Here is a 12,771-nt window from a genome sequence, read left to right on the forward strand (position 1 = left end):
TCAAACAAAATCCGAAATTCACCCTTTTGTCACATTGTCGTAACCAAGGGTGGTTACCTTTTGTTCAGATAAACAAGAGGATAGAATCCGATGAAACCAAATACAATCAACAAAACAGAACGAATCTTAGAAGTTCGTTTAGCTGAAAACCAATTGGAAATTGAAAGAGCACTTGCCCTACGTTACGAAGTGTTCAACTTAGAGATGGGAGAAGGTCTGCCACAATCTTCTGCAACTCGTAAAGACCGTGATGAGTACGATTTGTACTGCCACCACCTAATTGTTATCGATAAATCTACAGATGACAAAAAAATTGTAGGAACCTACCGCATTTTAACACGCCAAAATGCAAAAAACGGAATCGGTTTCTACAGTGAAAACGAATTTGATATCACTTCTATATATAACCTACCGGATGAAATTGCAGAAGTAGGACGTTCTTGTGTTCATCCTGAATACCGTGATGGTTCAGTGATCTCACTCCTTTGGCAAGGTCTTGCTGAATTTATGAACAAACATAATGTTCGTTATTTGATGGGTTGTGGATCTATCCACTCCACTGATGCGGCTGTTGCTTCCCAATCGTATGGATTTTTAAAAGCCAAAGAAGCGATCGCTCCGGAAGAATTTCGGGTGTTCCCAAATCCAGACTACGTCCTTCCTGGGTTTGACGCTAATTTTCATGTAGAAGATCCTAAAACAATCTCTAAAAATATCCCTCCACTTTTGAAAGGATACCTCCGAGTAGGTGCTAAAATCTGTGGAATTCCTGCGCTGGATTCTGTTTTTGGTACTACAGATGTGTTTATTCTTTTCGACCGTAAGGAAATCACGGAGAGATACGCGAAACACTACATGAATGCATGAGCCTTAACCAGGAAATAGATTACCAGCACCCAACAAAAAAGGACCAAGTTAGATTCTTTCTTTTTACTCTAGTTCTGGTTCTTACCATTTGTGCCGGTTATTTCCTGGGGTTTCCTCGGTATTATCTCGGATGGTTTTCTTTTGCGATTGCATCGTTCTCTGTGGCCGGAAACGATGCAGTCCAAACCATCGGAACCTTTATCGAGAGTAAAAAATCGGTCCACTGGCTCCAAAAGATCCTCGTTTTCGGAGGTCTTTTATTTTTTGTCCATTTGGTTGCTTGGTTTTTACATGGCGGTGAAATCCACTTCCATAGACTCGATTCCATTCCGGAAACCAAAGACTTCAATTTACTCCAACTCCTCGCACCTGTATTGCTTGTAATCATCACAAGGCTTCGGGCCCCCGTTTCCACAACCTTTCTCGTTTTAGGTTTGTTTGGTGGCAAAAGTATCGACCAAATGTTAACCAAATCCTTCTTTGGTTATGGCCTAGCTTTTCTTGTGGCTATTGTCGTTTGGGCGGTTCTTGTAAAAGTTGATCCCCACGAATACCATGAAGTTCACACACCAGACCCAGTAACAGAAAGAAGGTGGTCTCAGTTACAATGGTTATCCACTATGTATTTATGGGTGGCATGGTTATTACAAGATACTGCCAATATCGCCGTTTTTTTACCACGCCAATTAGGAATCATCGAATTCTTAACCGCTGTATTCATACTCATTGTGGCCCTTCTTGTCATCATACGCACAAACGGAGGAACCATCCAAAGAGTGGTTTCTGAAAAATCAGACATCCAATGGGCCAAGGCCGCCACGATTGTCGACTTAGTATATGGAAGTTTGTTATTCTTTTTCCAATACGTAAGTAATGTCCCCATGTCCACCACCTGGGCCTTTCTTGGCCTCCTTGCTGGTCGGGAAATCATTCTAAACGTCATCACTTACAAAGACCTGCCTTACCTGGACACTTTTCGCAAAGTGGGAAAGGATGTGGTGCTAGCCACAATTGGAATTGTGGTTTCGATTCTTGTTTTCTTTCTTTCTTACTTCCTCTATCCAGAACAAAGGGCTAACACCCCTCTCGAATTCTGGAATTCTCCCACCCAGGAAGATTCCCTATAATTTTCTTTGACAGTATCTGCAATTGTCAGGGTAGTGTCATATATGAGATTGATTCTCACATAGAGAACAAGGAGCCATTATGTCCATAGCAATGATGTTACGAGAAGGAACCGCCGACAAACACCAGGAAACCGAAAAAGTTCCTTATATTCGGGCTATTTTTCGAGGGGGTCTTGATTCCCAAACTTATACTTACCAATTGGAAAGCCTACTTGCCGTTTACACAGTAATGGAAGAACTCTACCGCCAAAACAAAGACAACCCGATTCTTGCCAAACTTTACTTCCCAGCTCTTTTTCGGGAAAATTCTCTGAAAGAAGACATCGCTACCTTCCAAAAGAAGTTCGGCACAAAACTTCGTGGTTCCATTTCCAAAGCGACGCAAAACTACATCGACCATATCAAAAACATTGCAAAAACAAAACCGGAATTACTGGTCGCACAAGCTTACGTCCGTTACCTGGGAGATCTTTCTGGTGGACAATCGATCAAAAAAGTAGTAGCAAAAACTTTTGAATTGGAAGGTAATGAAGGAACTGCTTTTTATGAATTTCCTGAAATCGAAGACCTTATGGCTTTCAAAGGGGTCTACCGCCAAAACTTGGATACACTCCCTTTGAACGATACACAGAAAGCAGAACTATTGGCTGAGGCAAATGCCACTTTTGATTTGAATAAATTTTTGTTCATTGAACTCGATTCCGATCTAAAAGAAAATATCGGAATGGATCGTTACCAAACGCTCCTACCAGCAGGTTAATTTTTGGGATTCCCGTATACACTCGTAACTTTAGTTTTTTTATCCATGTTGCCGGTAACAATGATTGTGCCGGTAGTAAAGGATGTTGTGAAGGATCGGCTAATGGGGTCCAACTGGGAAGTAGCATACTTTACAAGTATCCCTATGCTCGGTTCCTTTCTTTTTGCACCGATTGCGGGAATCATATCTGACCGTTTTAAAAACAGAAAGTATTTCATTAGTTTCTTTTGTTTTTTGGACGCAGGACTTTTTTATTTACTCACCATTGTTACCGATATGGGACTCTTTCTTTTTTTAAGATTCCTTGAGGGAGCAGCTCACATTTTTATCATTGGTCTCCTCCTTAGCTCCGCTGCCGATCGAGAAAACGATCCGGATAACAAACGTTATTATGGCAAAGGAATTCTTATGGGGATCACGGGAATGTTTTTGTCCCTGGGTGGTGCCTTTGGAATGCCTCTCGGAATTCTCGGAAGAAAAAATCCTCTTTTGCCATTTTATGTAGGCTCTGGAATTCTGATCTTTGTTGGTTTGATGAGTTTACTCATGTTAAAAGACAGAGGAATTCATAGAGTCAAAGATTTTAAACTAATCGACTTAAAAGTTGCAATCTTTGAAAATCCATTTTTATTTGTTCCCTTTTTATTCAACTTCATCGATCGTTTTACTGTTGGGTTTATTATCTCTTCTTTCAATATCCACTTAAGGGAAACATTAGCCTTCCATCCAGGGATGCTTGGAGTGTTTTTAGGACTCGTTTTATTTCCGATGAGTTTACTTTCCTACCCATCAGCCATCCTCTCTCGCAAAACAGGTGTTTTACCTCTTGTGCTTGTTGGATCGACTATTTACGGAATTTTTCTTGGGCTTTCAGGCACTACCAATGAGTTTTGGTACCTGTTTACATTTTTACTCATCTGCGGGGTGGGAGCGGGTGTGATGTTTGTTCCCTCCATGTTGCTTGCAAGTAAAATGTCAAAGCCGGGCCTTACTGCAACTACCATGTCCGCTTTTACCGGTGTGGGTTCCCTTGGGTTTATGTTAGGTCCTGTTGTTTCTGTGCAAATGCAAACGGTCTTTGAATCGATTTTACCACCGGCTTATAGTTTTTCTGCCCTCTCTTTCTTTTTTGGATTTTTGGAGATTGGTCTTGTGTTTTTAACCATTCCTTTTTTCAAAAAGATTTTGGGGAAAATGGGTCGAATCGATGAAGAAAGAGAAAAGATATCACTTGCCAACCCCGATCCCATCCTGTAGAATCTTTGTTTAGTCCATCTTTAAGGTAAAGGTTTATGATCAAAAAACTTTTGATACTCAGCACACTCACTTCGGTTCTTTTCTTAGTTTCTTGTACTTCCGGAAACAAAGTTCAGGCAGGAAGCACTAAAGTTCATCCACACACAGCACTTCGTAAATTAGAAATCGATATGATTAAAGTAGGCGATGGTTTGGTAAAAACGGAAGCGGTTCTTGGCAAATCGACTGAAAAATCAATCGATCCTACCGGAACGGTTATGGTATGGTACTTTGCAGAAGATCGTGATGTTCCCGAACAGTACTATACTCTCAAAGAAAAACCAGATGTAGTGGAAAAGTTTTTGAAACTCACATTTGATCCCAAAAACAAAATCACAGCCAAAGACTTCAAACTATAAAATCATTCTGCGGATTCGGACTCTGTTTCTAATTCCGCATCTGTGGGAGCAGGAAAAGGGAAACCAGGGAAACTTGGTTTGGCTTTTCCTTCCACATCATCATCTAACAAATCAACGGTGGTGAATCCTAACAAAAAATCAAAAGCTTCTGCCACATTGAATCCAAGTCTCGCACCACCATAAACACCTGCAACCAATTCCAAATTCCAAGAATAACCAGGGGGATACCCAAAAGGTTTTTGATCTTCTGGAGGAAGATAAATCAAAAATTCCTTCTGTCCAGTTTGGGCAACAATGTCCTTTGTGAGTTCGCGGCGGAAGTGTTCTTTTTTTCTTTTTTTGCGATCTTTGACTGGATCATACCAGTAAGAATAATACCGCATCTTATAACTTTTTACATTGGCCCTTTCATCGCTCGTAAGAGGGATTCCTTTTTTATCCACAAGCCAATTTCCTTTGGCGTCCAGTGTAGGAAGTCCCGAATGAAAACTTTCACCACCTAATACACCAAAGACGAGCTGTTGGGAATGATAGGTCCCGAACTGCCCACCACGAAGGCCAATTCCTCGGCCCAAATCTTTTTTCCCCATCTCCGACTCCCCGCCTTGGAAAAGAACCCCAATGGGAAGTGGGCCCACTTTAACAGCTGCTCCATACATGGGTGTTTCGGCACCAACGGTGACGATGTCCTGAAAATCATTTTTACGATTTTTCCAATAGGTTGCACATTGCAGAAAAAAGGAAAGGCTTAGGAGGAGTCCGATGAATCGCATTCTTTTCCAGTTTTTTTCATTTTCTACTTTTCGGAATCAAAAAAACACACAGTTTGGAGAGATATGGCTTCTTTTGAAGACTTCCCGATGATTGAAGTGAAAAAAATGAATGAGACGGAAGTTCGTCTCTTTGCTCTTCTTTTCAATCTCCTCCGCGAACCAAAAGGGATTAGTTTCCAAAAGTTTCGCAACATCATGCCTCGGTTCTATAAAAATGAAGATAGGGAATCGGATCGTAAAAAACTCTACCGCGACCTAAACCAACTCAAAAACCTTGGATTCAATATCAAGGTAGCTCAATTTGGTTACCAATCAGAAGACTATTTTCCTTATTATTTAGAGAAAGAATCCATCGACAGAACTCTTAAATTCACCAAAGAAGAGTTAGAATACCTTTCACAAGTTTTATTTGCCCAAGAACCTACCTTCGAAGGATTGAGCCTCTCTCAAAAACTATTCTCCCATCATTTGGATCTCATTCCCAAATTCGCCAAACAACCAAAAGAAGAAGCAGTGTCGGAGGAAATCCCCGACACTGCGAACACTGAAAAAATCCTCCAAGCCATCAAAGACAAAAGAGCCCTTACCATCCAATATGGATTTGATGCAAACGAAAGAATCATTGAGCCTTACAGACTTGTTCGCAAAAATACAACGGACTTCTATCTACTTGCTTATGATCGCGGAAAAAAATCCTTACGACGATTCATACTTCCCAAAATCACTGTTAAAAAAGAATCTAAAGAAGAGTTCCAATCCAATCTTAAAATTACAAACCAAGATCTCAACTTTCACCCCTTGTTACTAACAAAACATCCAGAAATCGAAATTCCTTTTCAAATCAATCCTGATTACGAGGACCGTTGGAAGTTGTTTTTAGAAGGTGCGAGTTTTGAAAAAGCGAGTGACGAATATCGAGTGAGAACAACCAATCAAAATGCGCTTTTCCAATTTTTTGTCCTTTCTCCTGAAGCTCTTGTCTCCACTTCCGAAGACTGGAAGAAAAACTTCCAATCCTATACAAAACATTGGGAAGACTTGTATCAATTTGTTTGATCAACCGGTTACACCCGTTACCAAGTCTCAGTATTTACAATACTTAAGATGTAAAAATGCTTTCCATTTGGTAAGGGAAGGAATTGTTCCCAAACCCCAATCCTCATCTTACGGTGGTTATTTGGAATGGGGAGATTTTCTCCAATTGTGCAAAAGCCGATTCCCAACTTCAGCGACCATTGACAAAACAATGGAAAGGGAAGAGAGTTTTTTAAAAACCAGGGAATGGATTTTGGAAAAAAAGTCCATATTTCATGCCCACCTGCGTTCGAATCCATTTGTTTCCACTGTAGAATATTTAGAATACGATCCGGAAAGAGATGGTTGGATTCTTTGGGACTTTCGCCCGATTGGTTCGGTCAAACAAGACATCCTTCGTTCCTTTTACTTTCACAAGAAAGTGGCAGAAGGAATGTCACTCAACATCCTTGGGTACAAACTCATTCGTATCCAAACAAAATATCTTTTCCCTGGTGGGCCTATCCTTCCCGAAGACTACTTACTCTTAGAAGACATAACACCGAGAATGGAATCGGAATTGGGTACACGCGAAGAAGAATGGAAACAATTTATCTCTGAAGTAGAAAGAACAAACGAACAATCTGTACAGTTTTCATTTCTCGATTCCAAACCCAGTTGCCGTTCCCTAAAAACCTGTTTATCGCCAAATCATTGTGCCGAAGGGAAAGAAAATGCCAAAGAGATCTTTGATTTTCGAGACAGTTCCGAATTAGCCAAACAGTGGTTCGCCATGGGGTACAATTCGTACGAATCTGTTCCCGATTCTGAACTTACACCCATCCAAAAGATACAAAAACAGGCCCATATCTCAGGGAAAACTTACTTTGACCGAAATGCTTTTGAAAATTACCTAACAAATGTTACAAAAACGGTAGCATTTTTAGATTTTGAGTCCATCAATCCCTACCTTCCCCTCTATCCGAACACAAGGCCATTCCAACATGTTCCCTACCTCTATTCCTTACACATTTGGGATACGGAAACCGATATTATAACCCATAAAACCTACTTACATGAAGATGTGGGCGCAGATCCCCGACTTGCCCTCATAACCCAATTACAAAAAGACCTTCCTGAAGAGATGACCATCTTCTCGTTCAATGATTTCTTTGAAAAACTGATCATCCAAGAGACGGCCATAGCCTTTCCGGAGTTTTTAGAGTTTTGGGATAGAGTCAAATCGATGTTTATCGACCTAGCGATGCCTTTTAAGAAACTTTGGATCTACCATCCCGGTCAAAATGGCAAAGCATCTTTAAAAGAAATTCTGCCTTGTTTTAGTACAGAAAGCCATGGCGGACTTTCTATTCGCGAAGGACAAGATGCAAATTATCAATATTTAAGATTAATAAAAAAGCAGGTGACAGCCGAGGAAAAAAAACGTGTTCTGGAGGATTTGAAAGCATACTGCAAACTTGATAGTTACGGTTTGTTTTTAATCTATAGAATGTTATTAGAACGATTATCGGTTATTTAATGTTAGGTATCAAAAAATCAGTCGCACAACTTGTCTTTTCGTTACCAGAACATTGGATTTCCACTTTGGTTCGTAAGAACAACCAACCGGAAACTAGCGCTTTGGATCCGCGTTGTGCATTGGCATGTAACATTGCACGTTTCCTTCCCAAAATGGAACAAATGAGTCCAGAAAAGGCACGTCGGCACTACCGCGATCAAATGCGGATCTTCGATGAACCGGAATTTCCCATCCCACACATCGAAGACAAACTCATTCCCACTCCCAGCGCCTCTTTCATTCCTATCCGAGTCTACAACGCAAACCCACAAAAAAGAAACCTCCCCACCATCCTTTTCTTTCATGGTGGCGGACTCACCATTGGTAATTTGGAGACACATGATAATTTCTGTCGGAAAATGTCTCATTACACAAAAAGCATTGTGATTGCTGTCGATTACCGTTTGGCGCCGGAACATCCTTATCCCGCTGCCCATGATGATGTTTGGCTTGCTTACCAATATGTTCGTAACACCGCTTACCTCTTTGGAGGATCACCAAACGCCATTGCCGTTTGTGGAGATAGTGCAGGAGCCTTACTTGCCACAACCCTTTGTCAGAGAGCCAAAAAAGACAAAGTTCCTGTTCCTGTATTCCAAGCCCTTCTCTACCCGATGCTTGATACAGCAAAAGAGTCAGAGACTTACGAACTTTTTGGTGAAGGTTATGTCCTCACACGTTCCCTTATGCGGTGGTTCATCCAAAACTATCTTCCGAACAAAAAAGACAGACTCACTTCTACCAACTCACCGGTTCTAGCTGACTCCAAAGAACTAAAAGGCCTTCCCCCCACTTACATCGGAATCGCCGGTTATGACCCACTCCGCGAGGAAGGGGAAACCTATGCCAAACATTTACAATCGGCCGGGGTGAAGGTGGAAGAACGCCTTTTTCCTTCTCTCGTACATGGATACATCCAACTGACAGGCCTCATCCCCAAAGCCAAAGAAGCAGAACAGGACCTTTTCCTTTCCCTGAACCGTTTTTTTTCTACAAGAAAAATCTGATCTAATCCATTCAAGAATCGACAAGGAAGGATTCGATACTATAAAGGACAGAATTCTCTGAGGTACGTCATGATTCTACGATTCTCCATCGCTCTCTCTTTCCTACTTGGGATTTCGGCCCTCTACGCTGAAAAACCGGCTTCTGCTACCTTAAAGGAACGTGAGACCCAAAAACAAATCGACCTTCAAAGAAAAAACGGGTTTGGCGATAACGAAATCGACACCCTACACGCAAACATCATTGGGAACTTACGAAAAATGAAAAAACTCCAAGATTTAGGGGTGGATAAAACCGCTGCGCAATACTTGGCTCATACTCCCGATGAACACAAAGAACTCTATAAAAAAGACAAAGATGGTAAACCCTATTTGGAAATCAAACTTCCTCAAGGACAGTCTTACATCGATTATCCGACGGTTTTTTTGTATGATGGAATTGCATACATTTACCCTAAAGAAGACTATAGTGATTTAGACAAAATCATTCTGGCTTTTCGCCGAGTGAATGCAGACGGAACGATCCATGTAAAGGAAATGAGAAGGCTTGTAAACCCATCACCAAAATCAGAAAGTCCTGACAAAGATGAAAAAGGTGAAGCTAAATTAGATACAAATTCCGATATTCGTTTGGAATACTATAGATCCCTTACTTCCGATACCATTTGGCCAAATGATCCTGTGCAACCGGCAGAACCTGATATTGCAATGGTTTTAAATGATGACAAAGACCCACTCCCTTATGATAAACAAAAACATATCATGAGATCTTACAAGAAAATGTTGCGTAAAATTTCGAAACAAACTGCATTCAAATTACGCAGTATTGAACTAGATCAAAAACAAATGATCACAAAAATTCTGGACTATAATACAAACTAAAAAGTAAAAAGAGAACCGCACTTTTTAAGTTTGTTGTTTTTCCCGCCGACTGATGAGGAGCTGCGATATCGTTTGCTCCTCTGTTACATACTTCCTCTTTAAATACGAAAGTGCATTGTTGATAAAACGAGGCACTTTTTTTTCTGCATCAAGTAGATCCATCTTCGTTAACATAAGTTCATCGATGGTTGCCAGGGCCAAATTTCTTTGGCTCTGGTGTAATTCGAAATCGTCTTCATCTTCTACTATCATGATTTTTCTTGGAAACGATGTGCCGCTTCCACTCCCCGTTCTTCATTTACAAACAAGTTAATGAGTAGTGATAGAAAATAAAAGAAAGCAACCACAAGGAAGGCATTCCGAAGTGATACTAATGTTTGGATGTATCCAAATAGAAATAGTCCCGCTGCGGCCGCAATTTTTCCAGATAGACCCCACATTCCAAAGAACTCTCCCGATTTGGATTCAGGACTAAAGATACCCACAAGAGCCCTAGAAGCAGATTGAGTGGAACCAAGTCCCATTCCAGCTAGGGAAGAAATGAAAACAAATACCCATTGCACGGTCCAAGTTTTACCAAGAGTGGCATTGGCAAAGTTTGTGATGTCATATACAAAATAAATCAAAGCACAGGTCACAAGCCAGAGAACAAGCGTAAGATTGAATGTTTTTTTAGCACCGATACTATCTTGGATCACACCGAAGGCAAGGGCACCTACAGCAGCAAAAATCTGGATAAAGATAAACATGGCTTGTTTGTGTTCGGCCTCAATATGAATTTCTTGTGATCCATAAATGAAAGCAAAGGAAATCACAATGGCAAGGGCCGCCATAGTAAAAAACAAAGAAACCAAATAAATCATTAAATCTTTGAAGTGACTTGCATCCTTTAAGGTTTGGATCACACGGTCTTTTCCAATCTTAAAATAATTTACATTATGAGAAACACCAAGTGGCAAATGTGGTTCTTTCAAAAAGAGAAAAGTAGGGATTGCAGCAATTAAAAAGAAGATGGCAGTATAAGGTCCGACTAACTTTAAGTTTTGGAAATTGTCTAAAGTGTAATCACCAAGAGTGGTGGCAAGAGCCACAGAACCAATCCCACCGAAATAACCAATCCCCCAAGCATAACCCGAAATTTTACCTAGGTCCTCTTTGGAACCAAGAAAGGGTAAAAAACTAGAGGCGAAGTTCTCGCCCGAAGCAAAGAAAAAATTGGAAAGGGCAACAAGAACCATCCCAAGCCAAACCATTCCTGGTTCCACATAGTAGAGTAAAAAAGTCGCGATCACACAACCTACATAACTTAAGAAAAGAAAAAGTTTTTTCTTAGAACTGTAGTCCGTAATGGCACCAAATATAGGTCCAGTAGAGACAACGAACAAATAGGACGCGGCTAGTGCCCAAGCCCAAAGGGAATTTCCCATTCGGTACGGATTGTCCGAGGTCATATCTGCTGGAACAACCAGTCTTGTAAAAATCTCACAATAAACAACACTGATGATAACGGTGGTGTAGGAGGAGTTCGCAAAATCGAACATACACCATCCAAAAATTTCACGGTTTTTTTTCTTTTTGGCTTCCGGGGTTCTGTCTTGGGACATAGAGGGTGTTTGAATTTTCCTTGGTTGAAAGTAATTAAAGAGTTTCCCTCCCTTTCCTAAATCTGTCAAATGAATAGTTCAGGTATGGATCCTTTCGATTTAAATTCCCTCATGAGACCCAAACGGGTCTGTTTATGTCGAATGGTGACTGAAGATGAATTAGTCCGTGCCATCCATGCAGGCGCCGTGACAATGGAACAAATCAGAGAAACCACAAGGGCCTCTACCGGCTGCGGCACCTGTTCGATGCAGGTGTACCACATCCTCCAGCGCGAATTGCAGAATCTCTCACGGAGGAAAATTTCATGAAATTATCGATCAATATGGCTATGACCTTGGACGGGAAGGTCGTTCGACCGGATGGTCGTTGGTATGGCCTTACTTCTAGCGAGGACAAAACCCAAATGGATGTCTATCGTTCGCAATCGGATGCGATCCTTGTAGGGAAAAACTCTATATTAAACGACAATCCTATCGTCAAAATTCGAGCGATCCCCAATGCTCTCAACCCAAGACCTGTCATTTTGGTTCGCAAAGGAACCCTTCCCCCAGACAAACATGTCTTTGAAGAATCCGACCATATCCCTCTCATCATTTGTACCAAATCGAATTTAAAAGAAATCAAAACAAGCCTCGAGAACAAAGCCGAAATTTTTGCTTTGGATTCTGATGACATCGATCCCAAAAAAGTCACAGGGATTCTGAAACGAAAAGGATACAAAAACGTCCTTTTGGAAGGGGGGCCCAAACTCAATTTCTCCTTTTTGGAAGCCGACCTTGTGGATCGAATCTATGTCACTGTGGTTCCTTATATCATCGGAAAAACAGGACTTGCCGGTATTGCCGACCGTAATTCCGAACTTCCAGGTTTTGACAAAAACAGTTGGACCCTAAAAGACCATTTTGCCAAAGGAAACGAAATTTTCCTTGTTTATGAAAAAGGCTAATTTTTTTAAAAATAGGATTGACGAGATCCATCAGCATCAAATAGTTTGATATTAAACTATTCAGCAATAAGAGGTTCTATGTTTTACAAACTACTCGCAACAAACAAAGACATTACACTCACTATCCTCCGTGTCACACTCGGAGTTGTGATCCTTCCCCACGGAGCTCAAAAAGTTCTAGGTACTTTCGGTGGATACGGATTCGAAGGAACTATGGGTTTCTTTACTGGTCAATTGGGCATTCCTTACATCTTTGCTCTTCTTGCCATCATCGCTGAATTCTTTGGTGCGCTGGGTCTCATCCTTGGACTTTTCACAAGAGTGGCTGCGTTTGGAATTTTCTCAACTATGCTTGTGGCAGCAGTTCTCGTTCACTTACCCAATGGATTTTTCGCTGATAAAGGTGGATTTGAATTTCAACTTTTAACTTTTGGTTTGGCAATCCCTCTGATCATTAAAGGTGCTGGTTCGTTTTCCCTTGATGATATCATCGCACATAAAATCGAAGGATAATCATCTATAAAATCTTGACTAAGACTATCTAATAGTGTTAGCCAAA

At 41.0% G+C, this 12,771-nt stretch carries 15 protein-coding genes; 12 read left to right on the forward strand and 3 right to left on the reverse strand.

Annotated features, from left to right (window positions below):
- Positions 1 to 90 precede the first annotated feature (90 nt).
- The 5 genes from JWG40_RS18405 to JWG40_RS18425 all read left to right on the forward strand — a co-directional run bounded on the left by JWG40_RS18405 (position 91) and on the right by JWG40_RS18425 (position 4,409).
- The gene (locus JWG40_RS18405; protein WP_205287217.1) at positions 91 to 867 is read left to right on the forward strand and encodes a GNAT family N-acetyltransferase; all 777 of its coding nucleotides are present in this window, start codon (positions 91 to 93) and stop codon (positions 865 to 867) included.
- Positions 864 to 1,994 carry a hypothetical protein gene (locus JWG40_RS18410; RefSeq protein ID WP_205287218.1) on the forward strand — a complete coding sequence of 377 codons (1,131 nt, stop codon included), beginning with the start codon at positions 864 to 866 and terminating at the stop codon, positions 1,992 to 1,994. The genes JWG40_RS18405 and JWG40_RS18410 overlap by 4 nt, the downstream gene beginning before the upstream one ends.
- A gap of 79 nt (positions 1,995 to 2,073) precedes the next feature.
- Positions 2,074 to 2,754, forward strand: a complete 681-nt coding sequence (locus JWG40_RS18415) for a biliverdin-producing heme oxygenase (RefSeq protein WP_205287219.1) — start codon at positions 2,074 to 2,076, stop codon at positions 2,752 to 2,754.
- A 3-nt stretch (positions 2,755 to 2,757) separates the two neighbouring features.
- A complete protein-coding gene (locus JWG40_RS18420) occupies positions 2,758 to 4,011 on the forward strand; it encodes an MFS transporter (protein ID WP_205287220.1) in 1,254 nt (417 codons plus the stop codon).
- Between the two features lie 35 nt (positions 4,012 to 4,046).
- The gene (locus JWG40_RS18425; protein ID WP_205287221.1) at positions 4,047 to 4,409 is read left to right on the forward strand and encodes an LIC13410 family lipoprotein; all 363 of its coding nucleotides are present in this window, start codon (positions 4,047 to 4,049) and stop codon (positions 4,407 to 4,409) included.
- Positions 4,410 to 4,411: 2 nt separating this feature from the next.
- On the opposite strand, the gene JWG40_RS18430 is transcribed toward JWG40_RS18425, so the two are convergent.
- Positions 4,412 to 5,182: an LIC13411 family adhesin gene (locus JWG40_RS18430; protein WP_205287222.1), complete on the reverse strand. Its 771-nt coding sequence runs from the start codon at positions 5,180 to 5,182 to the stop codon at positions 4,412 to 4,414.
- Positions 5,183 to 5,245: 63 nt separating this feature from the next.
- Here JWG40_RS18430 and JWG40_RS18435 point away from each other — a divergent pair, with 63 nt between their 5' ends.
- From JWG40_RS18435 to JWG40_RS18450, 4 genes are all read left to right on the forward strand, one after another.
- Positions 5,246 to 6,238, forward strand: coding sequence for a helix-turn-helix transcriptional regulator (locus JWG40_RS18435; RefSeq protein ID WP_205287223.1), 993 nt, complete (start codon positions 5,246 to 5,248; stop codon positions 6,236 to 6,238).
- Positions 6,231 to 7,736 (forward strand): DUF2779 domain-containing protein, encoded by a 1,506-nt coding sequence (locus tag JWG40_RS18440; RefSeq protein WP_205287224.1) that lies wholly within the window; start codon positions 6,231 to 6,233, stop codon positions 7,734 to 7,736. The genes JWG40_RS18435 and JWG40_RS18440 overlap by 8 nt, the downstream gene beginning before the upstream one ends.
- Positions 7,736 to 8,782 carry an alpha/beta hydrolase gene (locus tag JWG40_RS18445; RefSeq protein WP_205287225.1) on the forward strand — a complete coding sequence of 349 codons (1,047 nt, stop codon included), beginning with the start codon at positions 7,736 to 7,738 and terminating at the stop codon, positions 8,780 to 8,782. Before JWG40_RS18440 ends, JWG40_RS18445 begins: the two co-directional genes overlap by 1 nt.
- 69 nt (positions 8,783 to 8,851) lie before the next feature.
- Positions 8,852 to 9,661, forward strand: coding sequence for an LIC13212 family protein (locus JWG40_RS18450; RefSeq protein ID WP_205287226.1), 810 nt, complete (start codon positions 8,852 to 8,854; stop codon positions 9,659 to 9,661).
- Between the two features lie 24 nt (positions 9,662 to 9,685).
- Here the strand turns inward: JWG40_RS18450 and JWG40_RS18455 are convergent, their stop codons facing one another.
- Both JWG40_RS18455 and JWG40_RS18460 read right to left on the reverse strand, forming a co-directional pair.
- On the reverse strand, positions 9,686 to 9,913 hold the full coding sequence (locus JWG40_RS18455; RefSeq protein ID WP_002971906.1) for a hypothetical protein: 228 nt from the start codon (positions 9,911 to 9,913) through the stop codon (positions 9,686 to 9,688).
- Complete coding sequence (locus JWG40_RS18460; protein ID WP_205287227.1) at positions 9,910 to 11,265, reverse strand: MFS transporter; 1,356 nt, start codon at positions 11,263 to 11,265, stop codon at positions 9,910 to 9,912. Before JWG40_RS18460 ends, JWG40_RS18455 begins: the two co-directional genes overlap by 4 nt.
- 111 nt (positions 11,266 to 11,376) lie before the next feature.
- Here JWG40_RS18460 and JWG40_RS18465 point away from each other — a divergent pair, with 111 nt between their 5' ends.
- From JWG40_RS18465 to JWG40_RS18475, 3 genes are all read left to right on the forward strand, one after another.
- A complete protein-coding gene (locus tag JWG40_RS18465; RefSeq protein ID WP_265370187.1) occupies positions 11,377 to 11,574 on the forward strand; it encodes a (2Fe-2S)-binding protein in 198 nt (65 codons plus the stop codon).
- Complete coding sequence (locus tag JWG40_RS18470; protein WP_205287228.1) at positions 11,571 to 12,212, forward strand: RibD family protein; 642 nt, start codon at positions 11,571 to 11,573, stop codon at positions 12,210 to 12,212. The genes JWG40_RS18465 and JWG40_RS18470 overlap by 4 nt, the downstream gene beginning before the upstream one ends.
- Before the next feature lie 78 nt (positions 12,213 to 12,290).
- Complete coding sequence (locus JWG40_RS18475; protein WP_205287229.1) at positions 12,291 to 12,725, forward strand: DoxX family protein; 435 nt, start codon at positions 12,291 to 12,293, stop codon at positions 12,723 to 12,725.
- Positions 12,726 to 12,771 lie beyond the last annotated feature (46 nt).

Source organism: Leptospira abararensis, assembly GCF_016918735.1.
Taxonomy (GTDB): domain Bacteria; phylum Spirochaetota; class Leptospiria; order Leptospirales; family Leptospiraceae; genus Leptospira_A; species Leptospira_A abararensis.